This window comes from Halomonas elongata (genome assembly GCF_029081005.1).
In the GTDB taxonomy this organism is placed as follows: domain Bacteria; phylum Pseudomonadota; class Gammaproteobacteria; order Pseudomonadales; family Halomonadaceae; genus Halomonas; species Halomonas elongata_B.
In genome coordinates this window covers 11,780-31,500 of sequence record NZ_JAJQTQ010000024.1, presented here as the reverse complement: position 1 = coordinate 31,500, position 19,721 = coordinate 11,780, and the positions used below count along the sequence as shown (strand labels likewise).

The 19,721-nt window shown below is 65.4% G+C and carries 17 protein-coding genes; 12 read left to right on the top strand and 5 right to left on the bottom strand.

What is annotated here, in order from left to right; translation table 11 throughout:
- Nucleotides 1-66 precede the first annotated feature (66 nt).
- Nucleotides 67-1,242 carry an NAD(P)/FAD-dependent oxidoreductase gene (locus LU493_RS15340; protein WP_275288670.1) on the bottom strand — a complete coding sequence of 392 codons (1,176 nt, stop codon included), beginning with the start codon at nt 1,240-1,242 and terminating at the stop codon, nt 67-69.
- 350 nt (nt 1,243-1,592) lie between these two features.
- Between LU493_RS15340 and LU493_RS15335 the strand changes: the two genes are divergently transcribed.
- The 5 genes from LU493_RS15335 (at nt 1,593) to LU493_RS15315 (ending at nt 8,953) form a co-directional block, all read left to right on the top strand.
- Nucleotides 1,593-2,705 (top strand): efflux RND transporter periplasmic adaptor subunit, encoded by a 1,113-nt coding sequence (locus LU493_RS15335; RefSeq protein ID WP_275288669.1) that lies wholly within the window; start codon nt 1,593-1,595, stop codon nt 2,703-2,705.
- Complete coding sequence (locus LU493_RS15330; RefSeq protein ID WP_275288668.1) at nt 2,705-5,824, top strand: efflux RND transporter permease subunit; 3,120 nt, start codon at nt 2,705-2,707, stop codon at nt 5,822-5,824. The genes LU493_RS15335 and LU493_RS15330 overlap by 1 nt, the downstream gene beginning before the upstream one ends.
- A gap of 262 nt (nt 5,825-6,086) precedes the next feature.
- Nucleotides 6,087-7,100: a TRAP transporter substrate-binding protein gene (locus tag LU493_RS15325; protein ID WP_275288667.1), complete on the top strand. Its 1,014-nt coding sequence runs from the start codon at nt 6,087-6,089 to the stop codon at nt 7,098-7,100.
- A complete protein-coding gene (locus LU493_RS15320) occupies nt 7,100-7,648 on the top strand; it encodes a TRAP transporter small permease (protein ID WP_343076096.1) in 549 nt (182 codons plus the stop codon). Before LU493_RS15325 ends, LU493_RS15320 begins: the two co-directional genes overlap by 1 nt.
- Complete coding sequence (locus LU493_RS15315) at nt 7,649-8,953, top strand: TRAP transporter large permease (RefSeq protein ID WP_275288666.1); 1,305 nt, start codon at nt 7,649-7,651, stop codon at nt 8,951-8,953.
- A 7-nt stretch (nt 8,954-8,960) separates the two neighbouring features.
- Here the strand turns inward: LU493_RS15315 and LU493_RS15310 are convergent, their stop codons facing one another.
- From LU493_RS15310 to zigA, 3 genes are all read right to left on the bottom strand, one after another.
- Nucleotides 8,961-9,374: a VOC family protein gene (locus LU493_RS15310; protein ID WP_275288665.1), complete on the bottom strand. Its 414-nt coding sequence runs from the start codon at nt 9,372-9,374 to the stop codon at nt 8,961-8,963.
- 62 nt (nt 9,375-9,436) lie between these two features.
- On the bottom strand, nt 9,437-10,336 hold the full coding sequence (folE2, locus tag LU493_RS15305) for a GTP cyclohydrolase FolE2 (protein ID WP_275288664.1): 900 nt from the start codon (nt 10,334-10,336) through the stop codon (nt 9,437-9,439).
- Complete coding sequence (gene zigA / locus LU493_RS15300) at nt 10,333-11,577, bottom strand: zinc metallochaperone GTPase ZigA (protein WP_275288663.1); 1,245 nt, start codon at nt 11,575-11,577, stop codon at nt 10,333-10,335. Before zigA ends, folE2 begins: the two co-directional genes overlap by 4 nt.
- A gap of 322 nt (nt 11,578-11,899) precedes the next feature.
- Between zigA and LU493_RS15295 the strand changes: the two genes are divergently transcribed.
- Complete coding sequence (locus tag LU493_RS15295) at nt 11,900-12,307, top strand: STAS/SEC14 domain-containing protein (protein ID WP_275288662.1); 408 nt, start codon at nt 11,900-11,902, stop codon at nt 12,305-12,307.
- Between the two features lie 29 nt (nt 12,308-12,336).
- On the opposite strand, the gene LU493_RS15290 is transcribed toward LU493_RS15295, so the two are convergent.
- On the bottom strand, nt 12,337-13,020 hold the full coding sequence (locus LU493_RS15290; protein WP_275288661.1) for a GntR family transcriptional regulator: 684 nt from the start codon (nt 13,018-13,020) through the stop codon (nt 12,337-12,339).
- A gap of 139 nt (nt 13,021-13,159) precedes the next feature.
- Here LU493_RS15290 and LU493_RS15285 point away from each other — a divergent pair, with 139 nt between their 5' ends.
- From LU493_RS15285 to LU493_RS15260, 6 genes are all read left to right on the top strand, one after another.
- Nucleotides 13,160-14,791 (top strand): gamma-glutamyltransferase family protein, encoded by a 1,632-nt coding sequence (locus LU493_RS15285; RefSeq protein WP_275288660.1) that lies wholly within the window; start codon nt 13,160-13,162, stop codon nt 14,789-14,791.
- 2 nt (nt 14,792-14,793) lie between these two features.
- Nucleotides 14,794-15,360 (top strand): chromate transporter, encoded by a 567-nt coding sequence (locus LU493_RS15280; protein WP_275288659.1) that lies wholly within the window; start codon nt 14,794-14,796, stop codon nt 15,358-15,360.
- Nucleotides 15,357-15,887: a chromate transporter gene (locus LU493_RS15275; protein WP_275288658.1), complete on the top strand. Its 531-nt coding sequence runs from the start codon at nt 15,357-15,359 to the stop codon at nt 15,885-15,887. The genes LU493_RS15280 and LU493_RS15275 overlap by 4 nt, the downstream gene beginning before the upstream one ends.
- Nucleotides 15,888-16,236: 349 nt before the next feature.
- Entirely contained in the window at nt 16,237-16,665 is a 429-nt protein-coding gene (locus LU493_RS15270; protein WP_275288657.1) for a LexA family protein, read from the top strand.
- Complete coding sequence (locus LU493_RS15265; protein ID WP_275288656.1) at nt 16,662-17,933, top strand: Y-family DNA polymerase; 1,272 nt, start codon at nt 16,662-16,664, stop codon at nt 17,931-17,933. The genes LU493_RS15270 and LU493_RS15265 overlap by 4 nt, the downstream gene beginning before the upstream one ends.
- A 170-nt stretch (nt 17,934-18,103) precedes the next feature.
- Nucleotides 18,104-19,693 (top strand): ABC-F family ATPase, encoded by a 1,590-nt coding sequence (locus LU493_RS15260; protein ID WP_275288655.1) that lies wholly within the window; start codon nt 18,104-18,106, stop codon nt 19,691-19,693.
- The last annotated feature ends 28 nt before the right edge of the window (nt 19,694-19,721 follow it).

The window sequence follows — 19,721 nt, the reverse complement described above, 5'->3', positions numbered from 1 at the left end:
GCAGCCTCCCTTCGCGATGACACCCTCAGTATAGAAGGCAGGGAGCGGCGACTGGCCAGCCTGCCGCTACACCGCTTGCCCGCAGGCCACACCGGAGGCCCAAGCCCACTGGAAGTTGTAGCCGCCTAGCTCGCCGGTGACATCGAGCACCTCGCCGATGAAACGCAGCGGTGGCAGGCCCTGGACCTCGAAGGTCTTGGACGACAGATCACGGGTATCGATGCCGCCCAGGGTCACCTCGGCGGTCCGCCAGCCCTCGGTGCCGGCAGGCTTCAGATGCCAGTCGTTGAGATGACCGGCCCAGGCCGTCAACGTGGCATTGGAGCACTCGGCAAGGGGGGTATCCCCGCCATACCATTCCACCATCGCCTGAGCGAGGCGACGCGGCAGCCGCTCGGCGAGCCAGGTGGCAAGACGCCGCTTGGGTGTCTCCCGGCGTGCGGCCACCAGGGCGTCGAAGGCATCGGTATCGGGCAACAGGTCGATGGTCAGGGCATCGCCGGCCTGCCAGTAGCTGGAAATCTGCAGCATGGCAGGCCCGGAGAGGCCTCGATGGGTGAACAGCATCGGCTCGCGATACTCGCCGCCATTGCAGCGCACCACCACCTCGTGACTGAGGCCGGCCAGCGAGGCTGCACGCGCCTTCCAGTTCGACGTCAGCGTGAAGGGCACCAGGGCGGCCCGGGTCTCGGTGACGTCCAGGCCGAACTGGCGGGCGATGTCATAGCCGAACCCCGTGGCACCCATGGTCGGAATCGACAGGCCACCGGTCGCCACCACCACCGCCCCCGCGTCGATGCGCCCCAGGCTGGTCGACAGTCGCATGCCCTCGCCCAGTCGCTCCACCGTCTTCACCGAGGTCTTGAGACGCAGGTCGACGCCGGCCCAGTCGCATTCGGTGAGCAGCACATCCAGCAGTTCCTTCGCCGAACCGGCGCAGAACAGCTGCCCCGGCGCCTTTTCCACGTGCTCGACGCCGTGCCGCTCGACCAGCTCCACGAAATGCTCGGGACGATAGCGCTTGAGCGCCGAGATACAGAAATGCGGATTGCGCGAGAAGAAGTTCGCCGGCGTGGTCGCCATGTTGGTGAAGTTGCAGCGACCGCCCCCGGACATCAGGATCTTCTTGCCGGCCTTGTTGGCATGATCCACCACCAGCACGCGGCGTCCTGCGTACCCCGCCGTCAAGGCGCACATCAGGCCCGCGGCGCCCGCACCGATCACGACCACGTCGTATGTCATGCCCCTCTCCCCTGCAGAACGCACGCCGTCTCCCCATCATGCCCATGGCAACGCAAAACCGCGCATTCTAGCAGAGCACGCCGCCGATGGCGGATCAGAACTTGTGCATTCTTGCCACACTCTGGTTCTCGAAGCAGGGTAATCTGGGACATGCTGGGTCTTGTACGAAAAGCCGGCGAGCGAAGGTGAGACAAGGCGAAATCGGTCGAGAAAGCGCAGTTTACAAGGAGTAAATGAGCAGTTTGAGACCGATTTCAACACCGTATCACCGAGTGCAGGCACTTTTCGTACAGACCCTAGCCAGGGCTGGAGGCCCGATCTCACCACCCGCTGGACCCAACGAGCCCGTCATGATCTCGAGACCCGAAGCCGCCTGTTGGCGGAAACGCCTGTCGCTACTCTTGCTCGGCCTGAGCCTGGCGTCTCCCCTGTTCGCTCAGGACCCGTCTTCCCGGGAACCCACCGCGGTGATCGCCGCCCGCGCCGAGCTTGCCCGGTGGAGCGACCCGCTGGATGCTCTGGGCACCCTCAAGGCCGACGAGAGCGTGACCCTGTCGGCCACCGTGACCGAGACCATCACCGGTCTCGAGTTCGAGGGCGGCGAGCGAGTCGAGGCCGGCGACGTCCTGGTACGCCTCTCCGATGCCGAGGCTCGAGCCGACCTGCGCGCTGCCGAGGCCTTGCGTGACGAACGCCGGTCGGCGGTAAACCGCCTCACCCAGTTGCAGCAGCGCAACCTGGGAACCCGCGCCGACGCCGAAGACAGTCGCGCCCAGCTTCGCCAGGCACAGGCAGAAGTCGAGTCCCTGGAGGCCCAGCTCGACAATTACCAGGTTCAGGCACCGTTTTCGGGGGTGGTCGGTTTTCGCCAGATCAGCGTCGGCACCCTGGTCACGCCGGGCACCGAGCTGGCGACACTCGACAAGATCGACCGCATGAAGCTCGATTTCCAGGTCCCCGAGGTGGCGCTCGGCTCCCTGTCACCCGGCATGTCGCTCACCGCCACCAGCGCCGCCTTCCCGGAATCCGATTTCGAGGGAGAAATCGCCACCATCGGCACCCGCGTCGATCCCGTCAGTCGCAGCGTGTCGATTCGCGCCCTGATCGACAACCCGCAGCGCAAGCTGCGCCCCGGCATGCTGATGGAAGTCACCGTGCCTCTTCACCCTCGGCAGACCCTGGCGATACCCGAGGCGGCGCTGATTCCCGAAGGCGAGCGTCACTATGTACTGGTCATAGACGAAGGCAATGACGATCGTGTAACGCGCCGTCAGGTCCGAGTCGGCGAACGACGCCCCGGGGAAGCGGAGATCCTCGAGGGGCTCGCCGCCGGCGACCTGATCGTCAGCCACGGCGTGGAGCGCGCCCACGACGGGGCGCGGATTCGCCTGCTGGGCATCGCCGATGATGACACCTCGGTACGTGAACTGCTCGAGGCCAACCGCGATGCAGGAGATGCCTGATGCGCCTGTCCGACATTTCCGTTCAGCGTCCGGTACTGGCCACGGTACTGGCGGCATTGATCGTGGCCTTCGGCCTGCTCGCGCTCGATCGCCTGCCGTTGCAGGAATATCCCTCCATCGATCCACCCGTGGTCAGTATCGATACCGACTATCCCGGTGCATCGGCCAGCGTGGTGGAAACCCGCATCACCCAGGTGCTGGAAGATCGCATCAGCGGCGTGAGCGGCATCGAGGTGATCTCCTCGTCCAGCGAGGATGGCAGCTCCAGCATCAGCGTGGAGTTCGGCCTGGACAAGGATATCGACGCGGCGGCCAACGACATCCGTGACCGCATCGCCGGCGCTCGGGATAACCTGCCCGATGCCGCCGACGCCACCGAGGTGCGCAAGGAAGACTCGGGCTCCGATATCGTGATCTGGCTCTCCCTGTCGGGCAGCGACTACGACATCGGCGAGCTCACCGACTACGCCGAGCGTTATCTCACCGACCGCTTCTCGGTACAGGATGGCGCCTCTCAGGTCATCGTCGGCGGCGGCTACGAATACGCCATGCGCGTCTGGCTCGATGCCAACGCCCTGGCCGCCCGGGGCCTCACCGTGAGCGACGTCGAGGATACCCTGCGCGAGGAAAACGTCGAGTTGCCCGGCGGTTCCGTGGAGTCCCTGGACCGTCAGTTCATGGTGCGCCTGCCTCGCAACTTCGCCACCCCCGAGGACTTCCGGACCCTGGCATTGTCACGGGACGACAACGGTTATCTGGTCCGCCTGGGCGATGTGGCCCGCGTGGAAATCGGCGCGGTGGAGGAACGCTCGCTGTTCCGGGGCAATGGCGTGCCCATGGTCGGCCTGGGCATCCGCAAACAGTCCACCGCCAACGTCCTGGCCCTCTCCGAAGCGGTCAAGGCGGAGTTGGCCCGCGTCGCGCCGACCCTGCCGGACGGCATGGAACTCAAGCTCCACCATGACGCCTCCACCTTCGTCTCCAACGCCATTTTCGAAGTCGTGCGGACCCTGTTCATCGCCATGGCGCTGGTGGTGGTCGCGATCTTCGTCTTCCTCGGCAACCTTCGCACCACCCTGATCCCGGCAGTCACCGTGCCCATCGCCCTGGTCGGCACCTTCGCCGCCCTGGCGGCCATGGGCTTCACCATCAACCTGCTGACCCTGCTCGCCCTGGTGCTGGCCATCGGCCTGATCGTCGACGACGCCATCGTGGTGCTGGAGAACATCCACCGACGCATGCAAGAGCTCGGTGAAACGGCGCTGGTGGCCGCCTACCGGGGCAGTCGCCAGATCGCCTTCGCGGTGATTGCCACCACCCTGGTGTTGATCGCGGTGTTCGTTCCGCTGAGCTTTCTGCAAGGCGACATCGGCCGGCTGTTCTCGGAATTCGCCCTGACCCTGGCCGCCGCCGTTGCCATCTCCACATTGCTGGCACTGACCCTGACGCCGATGATGGCGTCCAAGGTCCTCAAGCGCGACATGCATGAAGGCCGCATTGCCCACGGCGTGCACCGCGCCCTGGACGCCAGCCGTGCCGTCTATCGTCGCATGCTCGAACGCGTGCTGCGCTGGCGCTGGCCGGTCATGGCGCTGTTTCTCGCCCTGATCGGGACCATGGTCTGGCTCAACGCTCAACTGCCCCGGGAGTACACTCCCCAGGAGGATCGCGGCACCTTCTTCGTGCTGATCAACGGGCCTCCCGGCGCCACCTACGACTACATGCTCGACTACATGGACGAGATCGAGGCACGGCTGCTGCCACTGCGCGAGCGTGGCGAGGTCGAGCGGATCCTGGTGCGTGCGCCACGCGGCTGGGGCACCATCGAGAACTTCAACGGTGGCTTTGTCATCGTCAACCTGAGCGACTGGGACAACCGGCGCGCGGCCTGGCCGATCATGGACGAGATCCGCTCACGCCTCGCCGACCTCCCCGGCGTTCAGGCATTCCCGATCATGCCCCAGGGCTTCGGCGGTGGCGGCAGCATGGACCAGTCGATGCAATTCGTCCTCGGCGGCGGCACCTACGAACAACTCGCCGAATGGCGCGACACCATGATCGAGCACATCCGGGAGGACAACCCCAACCTGCTCAATCTGGACAGCGACTACGAGGAGAATCAGCCGCAACTCAGGGTCGACATCGACTATACCCGCGCCGCCGATCTCGGCGTCACCGTCAGCGAGATCGGCAGCACCCTGGAAACCCTGCTCGGCGGACGCACCGTGACACGCTACGTGGACGACGGTCAGGAATACGACGTCATCCTCGAGGGCGAACGCGGCTCCCGGCCCAGCCCCCGCTCACTGGACAGCATCATGGTGCGCTCGTCACGTTCGGACGAGCTGGTCCCGCTGTCCAGCATGGTCACCCTCACCGACTTCGCCGGGCCCAGCACCCTGAATCGCTACAACCGCCTGCGCGCGATCACCCTCCAGGCCAATCTCGCCGACGGCTACTCCATGGGCGAGGCACTCGAGTACCTGGAAACCACGGCCAACGAGCTCCTGCCTCCCGAGGTACAGACCGACGTCAAGGGCGATGCACGGGACTACCAGGAGGCCAGCAGCGCCACCACCTTCCTGCTAGCCCTCGGCGTACTGGTGGTCTTCCTGGTGCTCGCCGGCCAGTTCGAGAGCTTCATCCATCCGCTGGTGATCATGTTCACGGTCCCGCTGGCGATGATCGGCGCCCTGCTGGGGCTGGGACTCAGTGGCCAGTCATTGAACACTTACAGCCAGGTAGGACTGGTGATGCTGGTGGGGCTGGCTGCCAAGAACGGTATCCTGATCGTCGAGTTCGCCAACCAGCTGCGCGATGCCGGCCACGCCTTCCACGAGGCACTGGTCGAGGCCGCGGTGACCCGGTTGCGCCCGGTCGTGATGACCGCCGTGACCACCATGGCCGGTGCGGTGCCCCTGATCGTCTCCAGTGGCGCCGGGGCCGAGACGCGCCTGGTGCTCGGCACGGTGATCCTCTGCGGGCTGGCCACCGCGACGCTGTTCACGTTGTTCGTGGTCCCCGTGGCCTATGATCTACTGGCCCGACGCACCGGTTCTCCCGGTGCCGTGGCTCAGCGACTGGATCGCGAGATGGCCGAGCACCCTCCCTCCCACTGATGCCATCCCCCACCCCGCCGGGTCGCCGAGCAGGTGGCCCAGCGCCTTTCCCGGGGAACGTTGACGCAACGACGAGCACGCGACCCTGCAAGACATGGTGGAGATGCAGTTCGTCCGACTAGGCTGTCTTGGTGGAGACCATCATGATGCAGCTCGTCGTGATGAAGACAGTGTCTGTCGTGTCGGCGCCTTCCTTGCCATGCGCAAATGCCGGAAGCTGAAACGACGACCGTTCAAGAACAATTCTACAAGGACCCCCTCCATGATCGATTCCCTGCACCACCGCATAGGCCTGCTTGCCCTCATCGCCGGCACCGCCGCCGGTGGACTGGCGCTGAACGCGCAAGCCGCCACTCAGATGGACTTTTCCAACGAGTACAATGCCAGTTCAATCCATGCCGAAGGCGACGCCTGGTTCATTCAGCGCGTCGAGGAACTGACCGACGACGAACTGGAGATCACCCTGCACACGGGGGCCTCTCTCGGTTTTCGCTCCGCCGACCATTTCTATGCGGTAGCCGACAACGCCGTGCAGATCGCCGATACCCTGTCCGGCACCCTCGGCGGTATCGATCCCATCTTCCTCCTGTCGTCACTGCCCTTTCTCGCCGACGACGTCGAATCGGCCAAGACGCTTTACGAGATTGCCCGCCCCGAGTACGAGAAGGTCTTCAGCGAGAACAACCAGGTGCTGCTCTACGCTTCCCCCTGGCCGGCCAGCGGCATCTGGTCGAAAGACCCCGTCACCGACATGGAGGGCCTGCAGGACCTCAAGATCCGCACCTACGACCGCAACGGGACCGAGATCCTGCGCAATGCCGGGGCTGCCCCGGTCAAGCTCTCCTGGGCGGACGTCGTGCCCCAGTTGGCCACCGGCGGCATCGAGGCCGTGCTGACCTCGGCGGAATCCGGCGCCAACGGCAGTTTCTGGGAACACCTGAACGACTTCAGCGCGATCAAGTACGCCATCCCGCTCAACATGGTGCACATGAACCGTGACGCCTTCGAATCGCTCGACGCGTCCGAGCAGGACGCCATCATGCAGGCCGCCCGGGAGACCGACGAGCACAACTGGGAGGTCGTGAAGGAGCGGGTCGCCCAGAATTACGAGACCCTCGAATCGCATGACATCGCCATCCACGACCCGATTCCCGACGCCTTCCGTGCCGGCCTCGAGGACGCCGCCACTCCGGTGGTCGACAACTGGCTCGACAACATCGGCGAGCGCGGCGAACGCATCCTCGAAGACTTCGACAACGCCCAGGCGCCGCAATAATGCCGACGACGCCCGCACGCCCCCGGGGCCTGCTCGAGACACTCGGCACCCGGCTTTGCCAGGTCTCCTCCGGACTGGCAAGGCTGGGGGCCTGGCTCGGCATGCTGCTGATCGTCTACATGCTCGGCCACATCCTGCTCGAGATCGTCCTGCGACTGTTCGGCCGCTCCACCTTCGTGCTCGATGAGTTCATCGGCTACAGCGTCGCAGCCATGACCTTTCTCAGCCTGCCCTACGCCCTCGAGCAGGGCGGCCTGATCCGCGTCTCGCTGGTGCTCGAGCGGTTTCCGAAACGCTGGCGCTGGCCGTTCGAACTTTTCGCCAGTCTCTCCACCCTGCTCGTCTTCGGTTGGCTGGCGCATTTCTGGACCATCGCCGTCGAGCGCAGCCACGCCCGCGGCATCGTCAGCGAGACGCTGGCCGAAACGCCGCTCTGGATTCCCCAGGGCGCCGTGCTGGTCGGGTTATACCTGCTGTGCCTGATACTCGTCGCCCGAACGCTCAGGATTCTGGTCGAGCGCGCCTCCTTCGACAGCGGAGTGCAATGAATGGATATGCTATTGATCGGGCTCGGTGTCCTGGCCCTGTTGCTCGGCGTGCTGGCGCTGGGCAGTTGGGTCTTCGCCGGTCTGGTAATCGTCGCGATGCTGTCGCTCTGGGGCCTGGGCGACTTCGGCTTCGACCGCATCGGGCTAATCCTGTCGAAGATCCTGTTTCGTGCCGCCAACAGTTGGGAGCTCTCGGCGATTCCACTGTTCATCCTGATGGGAGAACTCATCTTTCGCTCGGACATTTCCGAGCGCTTGTTCAGGGGATTGACGCCCCTCACCCGACGCCTGCCCGGCGGCATCCTGCACACCAACGTGCTGGGCTGCACCCTGTTCGCTGCCGTCAGCGGCTCCAGCGCCGCCACCACGGCGACCATCGGCAAGATCACCACCCGCGAGCTCGCCGACCGGGGCTATGACCGGAGCCTGTCGATCGGCTCGCTGGCCGGTGCCGGCAGCCTGGGGCTGCTGATCCCGCCATCGATCGTCATGATCGTCTATGGCGTCCAGGCCGAGGTCTCGATCAGCAAGCTGTTCATGGCCGGCGTCTTGCCCGGCCTGATCGTGGCGCTGCTCTACATCGGCTATGTCATGCTGCGCTGCCTGGCGCGTCCGTCCCTGGCTCCACGGCAGGTGGTCGACTCGACCACGCCCTGGCAGGCCCTGTGCCTGCTGGCCCCGGTACTGGGATTGGTCGTGGTGGTGCTCGGCGCGATCTACACGGGGATCGCCACCCCCTCGGAAGCCGCCGCCATCGGTTGCGGGGCTACCCTGATCCTGCTGGCCATGGAGCGCCAGCTGACCCTCGGCCTGTTTCTCTCCGCCTTGCGCGGCGCCTTGATCACCGCCGTCATGGTCTGCAGCCTGCTGGTCGCCGCTGCCCTGCTCTCGACGGCCATGGGCTATCTGCATCTCCCCAGCGAGCTCGCCGGCTGGATCGCCCGACAGGGCTTCTCGCCGATCGCCCTGTTGCTGGCCATGGCGCTCTTCTACATCCTGCTCGGACTCTTTCTGGACGGCATCTCGATCACCGTGATGAGCCTGCCGATCACCCTGCCCATCATCATCCAGGCCGGTTACGACCCGCTGTGGTTCGGCGTCTTCCTGGTGATCATGGTCGAGCTCGGGCAGATTACCCCGCCGGTGGGTTTCAATCTCTTCGTGCTCCAGGGGCTGACCGGCGAGAGCATCAGCCGCGTGGCCCTGGCGGCGGCGCCGTTCTTCGCGCTGATGTGCCTGGCCGCACTGATCATCAGCGTCTGGCCCGAGCTGGCGTTGTGGTTGCCCCAGGTACTCTCGGGATGAAAAGGCCTCACGAGTCTTCGGGGCCGATCCACACGAAGGGGTTATGGGCGACTTCCCAGAGATGGCCATCGGGGTCGGCGAAGTAACCGGAATAGCCACCCCAGAAGACCTTCTGGCCCGGCTTGACCAGGCTGGCCCCGGCGTCCACCGCCCGGGCCAGTACCGCGTCCACCTCGGCCGCGCTCGCCACGTTGTGGGCCAGCGCCACGCCGCCGAACGCCGGTTTTTCACCCGCGGGCACGCCGACATCCTCGGCCAGGGCCACGCGGCCATAGAGCCCCAGCCAGGTGCCGTTCAAGGTGAAGAAGGCCACTTCCGGCGGCGACTCGAGCCGCGGCCAGCCGAGCCCCTGCTCGTAGAAACGTACGGCCCGCTCGATATCATCGACCCCGAGCGTGATCATGCTGATCCTGGGCTGCATATCGGTTTGGCTCCTGTTGGGTACAGCCTCAACATAGGCAGCTCGCCGAAACCCGGCAACCGTCAATCTATCCACCACCAATCAGCCTGCGTCTCCGCCACCGCATCATGTGCGTGCAGGCTCTCGGCATGCGCCACCCGTACATGGAACCCTTCGATGCCCGGCGCCTCACTCAACGCCTGGTGCAATCGACGCGCCGCATCCTCGCAGAACATCGTGTTCTGACCATTGGCCAGGGCGAAGGCCTGCTCGTCGACACGCTTGACCGCTGTCTGCAGTGCCGTGCCCAACGCCTGTTCGATCCGCTCGATCAAGGCCAGCCAGGGCGGCGCATCGACCCCATGGGCAAGCCGCGCCGTGATCCGTGCCTCGCTGCGCTGACTGTGGGGCGTGGCCAGGATGCCATGCGATTCGCCAAGCCAGTCGCGCATTACCGCAGGCTCGGGGACCTCATCGCCGAAGTCCCGGTCGAATTGCTGCTGGATCAATTGGCGCGCCAGCGCCGCCGAACAGGGGCAGGTCGAGGAATAGCCCACCGTCAGTTCGATCTGCGTCTCGACGTTGTTGCCCTCGCGCCAGCCTCGAAGCGCGACGGGATAGGCCTTCCAGCCCGCCAAGGGGCTGACCAGCGCCGGCCGCCGCAACGTCAACTCGCCCGTCAGCGCGATCCGCGCCCGTCGGGAGAGGCCGGTGTGGCTCGCCAGAAAGGCCTCCAGTAGTCCGGCGAGTCGAGAGACACCGAGTTCGCGTTCCGCCAGTTCCCCCAGCAACAGGTAGAGCCGGGACATATGAATGCCCCGGGCACCGGGATCGTCGAGGCTGACCGATGCCGCCACCCGTGCGTCGACGGGGTGACCGGCCACGCGCACCGGCAGGGCAATTCCTTCCATGCCCACCCAGTTCAACGTGCCATGCCTCGCCGTGCGGCCCGCGGCCACGTCCTCGAGTGTCTCCGACATCATGACGCCTCCCGTTCATCGACGGTATTCCAGCTCGGAAACGGGTCGGGCAAGGCGAGCCAGGCATCGAGGCCTGCCTGCAGCAGCTCGTCGTCGAGCAGGCAATCGTCCAGGGCACGCCGGATGCCGGCCTCGTCCATGTCCTGGCCGATGAAGACCAGTTCCTGGCGCATGTCGCCGAACGGCTCTTGCCACTTTTCGAGAATGCGTTGCCGAAAGGCCGGCTCATCGGGCCAGTGCTCCTCGGGAATGGCCTTCCAGAACATCCCGGCCAACCCGTGGTGCGCAATACCGCCTGCCTGACTCCACTGGCCGGCATGGCGCGGCCGACTGGCCAGCCAGAAGAATCCCTTGGAACGCAGCAGGCGGTCGCCGAATCCACGCTCGTGCAGCTGGTCGAAAAACTTCCGAGGGTGGAAGGGACGCCGTGCCCGATAGACGAAGCTCGAGACACCGTACTCCTCCGTCTCCGGCTTATGCTCCCCACGCAGTTCCTTGAGCCAGCCGGGCGCCCGACTGGCGCGCTCGAAATTGAACAGGCCAGTATCCAGCACCTTGTACAGCGGCACCTCGCCATGGCGCATGGCGAGCAGTTCGGCCTGCGGGTTGAGGGCCCGCAGCACGGCCTCCAGCTCCGCCAGTTGCTCGGCTTCGAGCAGGTCGACCTTGCTGATCAACAGCACATCGCAGAACTCCACCTGATCGACCAGCAGATCGGCCAGGTTGCGCTCATCGTCCTCGCCGAGGCTCTGCCCCGCCTGCTCGAGCGAGTCGGCCTGGCGATACTGTTCGAGGAAGTTTACGCCATCGACCACCGTGACCAAGGTGTCCAGCCTCGCTACATCCGACAGGCTGCGTCCCAGTTCGTCCTCGAAGGTGAAGGTCTCGGCCACCGGCAGGGGCTCGGAAATGCCGGTGGATTCGATCACCAGTTGATCGAAACACCCTTCGCGGGCCAGGCGTCCCACTTCCTCCAGCAGATCCTCGCGCAAGGTGCAGCAGATGCAGCCATTGCTCATCTCGACCAGGCGCTCCTCGGCGCGGTTCAACGCCACATCGCCACGCCCGCCTCCATCGCCACGCACCAGGTCGGCATCGATGTTCACCTCGCTCATGTCATTGACGATCACGGCGATGCGTCGCCCCTCGCGATTGGCCAGGATGCGATTGAGCAAGGTGGTCTTGCCGGCACCCAGAAAGCCTGACAGCACGGTAACGGGCAGCGGCTCCCGGACATTTGTCATCGTCGTCTCTCCTCCATTCGGCATGTCCCGCATTCAACATGGCAGCACGGCAAATAATATACGTTATAACATAACAATAATACCACCCCATCGAGGCTTTCCATGCCGATAGGGACGACGTGCGCCAATGATGGAATACCTGTCGCTGTCGGCATCGAAGGTGAAGCGCACCGGCTGGAACCCGGCGTCGGCATGCCTGTCACCCGATCAGTGCCATACTGTGGGGAAGCACCGAATACATGGCGATTGATACGCGCCAGCCTGCCCACCGAGTGTGGCCCGTCAGCCGGCGCGTTCAAGCCCCTCCAAGGAGGATCGAACCATGCTGGAACTATTGCCCTCGGGCGCCGCTCACGTGGTCGCGATGCGCGTCAGCGGGCGCGTCGACGCCAATGACCTGCAGCGGGCCATCGACACCATCGAGTCCGCCAAGAAGGCCAACCCGCGTGTCAGTCTCTACGCCGAGATCGACGACATCCGCTGGATGACCTTCACGGCCTTCCTGCGCGATCTCGGCTACGGCCTGACCCAGATCGGTGACATGGGACGCTACTACCGGGCCGCCACGGTCAGTGACAAGCACTGGATCCGCCACCTGGTGAAGCTGGAGAACCACGTCTTCCGCTCCATGGAGATGCGAACCTTCCGCGTGCGCGACAAGCGGGCCGCCCTGGAATGGGTCAGCCAGCCGCCACCCGATCGTGACGGGCACGAAGGGGCCATGGCCTAGGCATCGCCTAGATCTTGTACGAAAAGCACTCAGGGGGCCGAGCAGGCGCCCCGCGCCACGCCATGCGACAGGCCGATGTGCTCGTCGAGCAACGCCCGGGCCTGTGAAATGCGTCGCGCCATCGCCAGTTGCACCAGTTCGCCATGCTGCCGGTCGAGCACCTCGCGAACCCCGGGGTCGGGCGGCGCCAGGCGCCGGTAACGATCAAACTGATCATGCAACTGCTCGATGAAACGCAACAGCCACGGCGAGCCACAGGGCGCCAGCAGCGTCCGATGAAAGCGCAGGTGCGCCTGCTCCCACTCCTCCACATGCTCCGGCCGTTCATCGGCACGCCGCAGCCGATGATGCGCCGCCAGCAGTTGCGACTCCCATTCGGCATCGCCGTACTGGAAGGCCTGGGTCAACGCCTTGCACTCGAGCTGACTGCGCAGGTCGGCGATGTCGTCCAGCTCATCGAGTCTCAGGGCCGGTACGCGAAAACCGCGCTGGTTGACCTGCTCCAGCAACCCATAGGCAGCCAGGCGGTTGAGCGCCTCGCGCAACGGGCTGAGCCCCACCCGATAGTGGGTTTTCAGGCTGCCGATGGCGAGCTTCTCCCCGGCCGCAAAACGTCCGCAAATCAGATCCTGCTTGAGGGCATCGAAGACCCGGCTGGCGGCGGTAGCGCCCGATGAAACCGAGTCGGCCCCGCTGGCGTCTGGTGTACTCATGACAGTGCTCATGATATCGCTCTGGCTGATCGCCCCCACGGGGCATGTCCTCGGTTGACGGTATCCAATTCTGACGCCATAGTCATTGCCATAAAATCGATTTTTTTATTATAAACGATTTAATTCAGCAGGAGATGGCATGCCAACACCCCTTTCCGCCTCCACCCCCTATGCCTCGCAGCGCAGCCTCACCTACGCACGTCACGGCATGGTGGCGGCGTCCCAGCCGCAGGCCAGCCAGGTGGGTCGCGATATCCTGGCCCAGGGCGGCAACGCCGTGGATGCTGCCATCGCCACGGCGGCGGCACTGACCGTCGTCGAGCCCACCGGCTGCGGCATCGGCGGCGACGCCTTCGCCCTGGTGTGGATCGCCAGCGACGATACCGGCAATGGCCATCTCCATGGTCTCAACGCCAGCGGCACCGCGCCGGCCGCCCTGACGCCGGAGGCCGTGGCCGCCGCCGGCCATGCCGAGATGCCCCTGCATGGCTGGACGCCGGTCACCGTGCCCGGCACGCCCGCCGCCTGGGCCGAGCTATCGCGACGCTTCGGCAGGCTCGACTTCGCCAGCCTGCTGGCACCCGCCATCCGCCTGGCCCGCGATGGGTTTCCCGTCTCGCCGGTGATCGCCAGCCTGTGGCAACGCGACGAGGCCACCTTCCGTCGCCACCTGGAGGGCGAAGCGACCCAGACCTGGTTCGAGACCTTTACCCCGAACGGCCGGGCACCCCGAGCCGGTGAGTGGCATCGTTGCGCCGATCAGGCCGCCACGCTCGAACGTATCGCCGAGACCGACGCCGAGAGCTTCTATCGCGGCGAGCTCGCCGAGCGCATCGACGCCTTCTCGCGCCGCACCGGCGGCTATCTGCGTGCCGAGGACCTGGCCGGTTACCGGCCGACATGGGTCTCGCCCATCTCGGCACGCTACCGCGACGTCGATGTTTGGGAGATTCCCCCCAACGGGCAAGGCCTGGTGGCTCTGATGGCCTTGCGTATCCTCGATGGGTTCGAGCCCGGCCACCGCGACGACCCCGACGTGCTGCACCGTCAACTCGAGGCCATGAAACTCGCCTTCGCCGACGGCCAGGCCTACATCACCCAGCCCGACCACATGAGCCAGTCCGTCGAGGCCCTGCTGAGCGATGCCTACACCGAGTCGCGACGCCGACTGATCGACGACCACGCCCTGACGCCCGCCCCCGGCACGCCGCCCGCCGGCGGCACGGTCTACCTGGCCACCGCCGATGCCGAGGGCAACATGGTGTCCTACATCCAGAGCAACTATCACGGCTTCGGCTCCGGCGTGGTGGTACCCGGTACCGGCATCGCCCTGCAGAATCGCGGTCACGACTTCAGCCTCGACCCGAACCACGACAATGCCCTGGCGCCCGGCAAGCAGACCTACCACACCATCATCCCCGGCTTTCTGACCCGAGGCGGCAAGGCGCTCGGCCCGTTCGGCGTGATGGGCGGCTACATGCAACCCCAGGGGCATGTGCAGGTGGTGATGAACCTGGTCGACTTCGGCCTCAACCCCCAGGCCGCCCTCGACGCGCCCCGCTGGCAGTGGCTGGGCGATCGACGCATCGGCATCGAGCGCGGCTATCCGGCGCATCTCGTCAAGGCGATGGCCGAGCGCGGCCACGACATGCGGATCGCTCATGACGAGCGCAGTTTCGGGCGTGGTCAGGTCATCCTGCGCGATCCCGACAGCGGCGTTTACAGCGGGGGCACCGAGCCACGCACCGACGCCAGCATCGCGGTGCTGTGACCATGTGGCAACGGCAGACTCGACTCTTCATGGCCTTCCTGCGCGTCGGCCTGTTCGGCTTCGGCGGCGGTCCCTCGATGATTCCGCTGGTTCGTCGGGAGGCCGTCCAACGCCACGCCTGGCTGGACGATGACGGCTTCTCCGACGTGCTGGCCATCGGCAACACCCTGCCCGGCCCCATCGCCACCAAGATGGCCGGCTACATCGGCTATCGGGTGGGCGGCCCGCTGGGCGCCGTCAACGCGGTCGTCGCCGTCACCGTGCCCTTGATCCTGGCGATGATCGCCCTGCTGGGCCTGTACGCCCGCCACGGCGACCAGCGTTGGGTCCAGGGCATGGGCCAGGGCGTGATTCCCGTGGTGATGGTCATGATGGCCCAGTTGACGTTCGACTTCTTCGCCAAGTCGCGAGCCGGCCTGGGCTGGCTGGCGACCGTGATGCTGGGGTTCGCCGCCGGCGGCCTGATCCATGGCCTGGGGCTGCATCCGGGCCTGGTGATCGGCGCCATCCTGATCGCCGCCCTGTTGCGTCCCATGCGCCGAACCTCGGCCGAGGAGCCCACCCGATGATCTACTGGCAACTGTTCCTGGCCTTCTTCGTGCCCAACATCGTCGGCTACGGCGGCGGCCCCGCCATCATCCCGCTGATCGAGAACGAGGTGGTCGGCCGCTATGGCTGGATGACCTCCCAGGGATTCGCCGAGACCCTGGCGCTGGGCAATGCCCTGCCCAGCCCCATCGCCACCAAGATGGCCGGCTACATCGGCCACGACGTGGCCGGCCTACCCGGCGCGCTGATCGCCGTGCTGGCCACTGTCGCCCCCTCGCTGCTGCTGATGCTGGTCGCCCTCGGCACACTCTACCGCTATCGGAACTCGCCCCGGGTCAGGGCCATGAGCCAGTGGGTCCGCCCGGTGGTGATGGTGCTGATGGCTTACCTGACCTGGTCTTTCCTGAACGAAGGCCTCGACACCCTCGGCTGGCTGCATACCGCCATCATCGGCGGAGTCGCCGCCCTCCTGCTCACGACGACCCGGGTCCACCCCGCCCTGGTCGTGTGCTTCGGCATCGGCTACGGCGCCCTGCTGCTGGGATGAGCCATATCCGGTCGCCGGCGGCAAGCAAACGACGGCCCATCAACAAGACGGCACCCCGGCCTGAATGGCCGGGGTGCCGAGAGCGTGACGCAGCAGGGGAACGCGAGCCGAGAAGGAGGGGCAGCACGCATGGCGGAATCTGCGTCACACCTTGAGCATGGCGCATCCCTTCCGACGGCTCCGCACGCCATTGGAGGCACATCCTGTAAGACATCCTCGATAGGCCATGAGAGCCTTAACCTCCACGAATGAAGCATTCTCCCCACAGGTCATCCAGCGCAAACGGACTTGCCTTGCCGCCACCTCCCGCCCGATACTATATATAAATACAGCATTCGGGTGCCGCATCATGCCTGACACCACCCCCCAGACGCCGCCGCAGCGCCCCGGTGCCTTCCCGTCGACCACCGCACGGGCGGGGCTCACCGGCTTCCCCTCTCCCGCGGAGAACTATGCCGAACGCACACTGGACCTCAACGAACGCCTGGTGAAACACCCTGCCGCGACCTTCTTCATGCGTGTCGAGGGGCACAGCATGCAGGCCCATGCCATTCACCACGGTGATATCCTGATCGTGGACCGCTCGGTGACGGCCCGCTTCGGAAACATCGTCATCGCCCTGGTCGACGGCGAGATCGTCGTGAAGCGCCTCGAACAGCGCCACGGCCGCGCCTTCCTCTGCTCCGGGCATCCCGAACACGCGCCCATCCCCGTCAATGAACAGAGCCTGCAGATATGGGGCGTGGTGCGCTCGGTCATTCATGAGTTCCCGATATGATCGGACTGGTCGACTGCAACAACTTCTACGTGAGCTGCGAGCGTGTCTTCCAGCCGCGCCTGGAGGGCCGGCCCGTAGGCGTGCTGTCCAACAACGATGGCTGTGTCATCGCTCGCTCCAGCGAGCTCAAGGCCATGGGCGTGGAAATGGGCACCCCGGCCTTCAGGCTGCAGTCCTGCCTGCAACGTGGCGAAATCCACCTGCAGTCTTCCAACTACGAACTCTACGGCGACATGTCGGCCCGCGTCAGGATGGTACTCGAGGACAGGGTCGACGAGGTGGAGCCCTACTCCATCGACGAGATGTTCGTGCGGCTCGAAGGCTTCGACGATGCCGCGCTGCGGCGCCTGGCTCGTTCGTTGTACGACGACGTGCGGCGCCATACCGGCCTGCCCGTGTGCGTCGGCGTCGGGCCCACCCACACCCTCGCCAAGCTCGCCAATCATGTCGCCAAGTCATCCGCCGCGTATCGGGGCGTCTGTGTCCTTGCCGCCGATGGCGACGAGACACGGCACCTGCTGCAGCGCACCCCGCTCGGCGATATCTGGGGACTGGGCCGTCGCATGGCCGAACGCCTGGCGCTGCTGGGCCTGCGCAACGCCTGGGACCTGCGAAACGCCGACGCCAAGACCCTGCGCCGCCATCACTCCGTGGTGCTGGAACGCACCCTCCTCGAGTTGCGTGGCATCGGCTGCATCACCATGCAGGACGACGAGGCTCGCCAGCGCATCATGGTCTCCCGCTCCTTCGGTCGTGCCACCGGCGAATGGCGGCATCTGCGCGAGGCCATCGGCCAGCATGCCCAGCACGCCGCCGAGAAACTGCGGCACCAGCGCGGTCTGGCCTGCGCCCTGTACGTCTTCCTCAGGACCAACCGACACCGCCACGACCAGCCCCAGCACACGCCCGGACTCGTCGTCGAGCTGCCCCATCCCACCAACGACAGCCGACCGATCATCGCCACCGCCCGCCGGGCACTGGCCCGCATCCATCGTCCCGGTTACCACTACATGAAGGCCGGCGTGATGCTGCTCGACCTGCTGGACATCGAGCACCAGCAGCTCTCGCTGCTGGACGCCCCCGACGACGCCGAACGCCAATGCGGCGAACGCCTGATGAATACGCTGGATACCCTGAACCGGCGCATGGGCCGCCACACCATCGGCTTCGGCCTCCCCGCCGCCAACGCCCCCTGGAAGCTGCGCTGCGGCAACCTCTCATCGCGCTATACCACTCGCTGGAGTGAGTTGCTCGAGGTCAAGGCATGATCCCACCGTGGAGACGGCTGGATGCCGAACCGCGCTGACGCGGCCGGTCGGCAGTGCGTGTAGATAGCCCCGCGGTCCGGCGCGTACAATGCGCCCTCCCCTTTGGTCCAAGCCGCTCCCGGTGTCGGCCGAAGTCTCTCATTCATGATCCTCCCGCGAGATTCTCCGCCGTGCTCTCTACTGCCAACATCACCATGCAGTTTGGCCCCAAGCCGCTGTTCGAAAACGTTTCCGTCAAATTCGGCCAGGGCCATCGCTACGGCCTGATCGGGGCCAACGGCTGCGGCAAATCGACCCTGATCAAGATTCTCGGGGGAGACCTGGAGCCTACCAGCGGTCAGGTGATGAAAGACGCCACCACGCGACTGGGCAAGTTGCGCCAGGATCAGTTTGCCTTCGAGAACGAGCGTGTCATCGATACGGTGATCATGGGCAACGAAGAACTCTGGAACGTCACCGCGGAGCGTGAGCGCATCTACTCGCAGGCCGAGATGAGTGAAGAAGATGGCATGGCGGTCGCCGATCTCGAAGTGCGCTTTGCCGAACTCGATGGCTATACCGCCGAGGCCCGTGCCGGCGAGCTGCTGCTGGGCCTGGGCATTCCCCTCGAGCAGCACGACCAGCCGATGAGCGTTGTCGCGCCGGGCTGGAAACTCCGCGTGCTGCTGGCCCAGGCGCTGTTCAGCGACCCCGACGTGCTGCTGCTCGATGAGCCGACCAACCACCTCGATATCAACACGATTCGCTGGCTGGAGGACATCCTCAAGGCACGCTCGTCGACCATGATCATCATCTCCCACGACCGCCACTTCCTGAATAGTGTCTGTACCCACATGGCGGATCTGGACTACGGCGAGCTACAGCTGTTTCCCGGCAATTACGATGAGTACATGACCGCCGCTACTCAGGCGCGGGAGCGCCTGCACGCCGAGAATGCCAGGAAGAAGGCGGAAATCGCCGAACTGCAGCAATTCGTCAGCCGCTTCTCGGCCAATGCCTCCAAGGCCAAGCAGGCGACGTCGCGTCAGCGCAAGATCGACAAGATTCAGCTCGAGGAGGTCAAGCCCTCCTCGCGCGTCAGCCCCTTCATTCGCTTCGAGCAGAACAGGAAGATTCACCGTCAGGCCCTGAACGTGGAAGACCTCTCCAAGGCCTGGGGCGACAACGTTCTGTTCGAGCGCCTCGGCCTGCGAGTCGAAGCGGGGGAACGCGTGGCCATCATCGGGCCCAATGGCATCGGCAAGACCACCCTGCTCAACTGCGTGATGGGCACGATGCCGCCCGATGCCGGTGAAGTGAAATGGACCGATGCCGCTGAAGTCGGTTATTTCGCACAGGACCACGCGGCAGATTTCGACGGCGGCGAGACGCTGTTCGAATGGATGCAGCAGTGGACGACCGGCGGCGAGCAGACCGTGCGCGGCGCCCTGGGGCGGATGCTGTTCTCCAACGATGAAATCGGCAAGTCGGTGAAGGTCATCTCGGGTGGCGAACAGGGGCGCATGCTCTTCGGCAAGCTCATCCTGCAACAGCCCAATGTGCTGATCATGGATGAGCCCACGAACCACCTGGACATGGAGTCCATCGAAGCGCTCAACCTGGCACTGGAACACTATGCCGGCACGCTGATCTTTGTCAGCCACGACCGGGAATTCGTCGGCTCGCTGGCCACGCGCATCATCGAGATGAAAGACGACGGCATCGTCGATTTCAGTGGCAGTTATGACGATTACCTGGGCAGCCAGGGCGTTCCCGGATAAGTCTCCGCTCACGCCGTCGTGATGGGCG

Coding starts and splice junctions, on each gene's coding strand:
- LU493_RS15340 (WP_275288670.1), bottom strand. CDS start 1,242: ATGACATACGACGTGGTCGTGATCGGTGCGGGCGCCGCGGGCCTGATG.
- LU493_RS15335 (WP_275288669.1), top strand. CDS start 1,593: ATGATCTCGAGACCCGAAGCCGCCTGTTGGCGGAAACGCCTGTCGCTA.
- LU493_RS15330 (WP_275288668.1), top strand. CDS start 2,705: ATGCGCCTGTCCGACATTTCCGTTCAGCGTCCGGTACTGGCCACGGTA.
- LU493_RS15325 (WP_275288667.1), top strand. CDS start 6,087: ATGATCGATTCCCTGCACCACCGCATAGGCCTGCTTGCCCTCATCGCC.
- LU493_RS15320 (WP_343076096.1), top strand. CDS start 7,100: ATGCCGACGACGCCCGCACGCCCCCGGGGCCTGCTCGAGACACTCGGC.
- LU493_RS15315 (WP_275288666.1), top strand. CDS start 7,649: ATGGATATGCTATTGATCGGGCTCGGTGTCCTGGCCCTGTTGCTCGGC.
- LU493_RS15310 (WP_275288665.1), bottom strand. CDS start 9,374: ATGCAGCCCAGGATCAGCATGATCACGCTCGGGGTCGATGATATCGAG.
- folE2 (WP_275288664.1), bottom strand. CDS start 10,336: ATGATGTCGGAGACACTCGAGGACGTGGCCGCGGGCCGCACGGCGAGG.
- zigA (WP_275288663.1), bottom strand. CDS start 11,577: ATGACAAATGTCCGGGAGCCGCTGCCCGTTACCGTGCTGTCAGGCTTT.
- LU493_RS15295 (WP_275288662.1), top strand. CDS start 11,900: ATGCTGGAACTATTGCCCTCGGGCGCCGCTCACGTGGTCGCGATGCGC.
- LU493_RS15290 (WP_275288661.1), bottom strand. CDS start 13,020: ATGAGTACACCAGACGCCAGCGGGGCCGACTCGGTTTCATCGGGCGCT.
- LU493_RS15285 (WP_275288660.1), top strand. CDS start 13,160: ATGCCAACACCCCTTTCCGCCTCCACCCCCTATGCCTCGCAGCGCAGC.
- LU493_RS15280 (WP_275288659.1), top strand. CDS start 14,794: ATGTGGCAACGGCAGACTCGACTCTTCATGGCCTTCCTGCGCGTCGGC.
- LU493_RS15275 (WP_275288658.1), top strand. CDS start 15,357: ATGATCTACTGGCAACTGTTCCTGGCCTTCTTCGTGCCCAACATCGTC.
- LU493_RS15270 (WP_275288657.1), top strand. CDS start 16,237: ATGCCTGACACCACCCCCCAGACGCCGCCGCAGCGCCCCGGTGCCTTC.
- LU493_RS15265 (WP_275288656.1), top strand. CDS start 16,662: ATGATCGGACTGGTCGACTGCAACAACTTCTACGTGAGCTGCGAGCGT.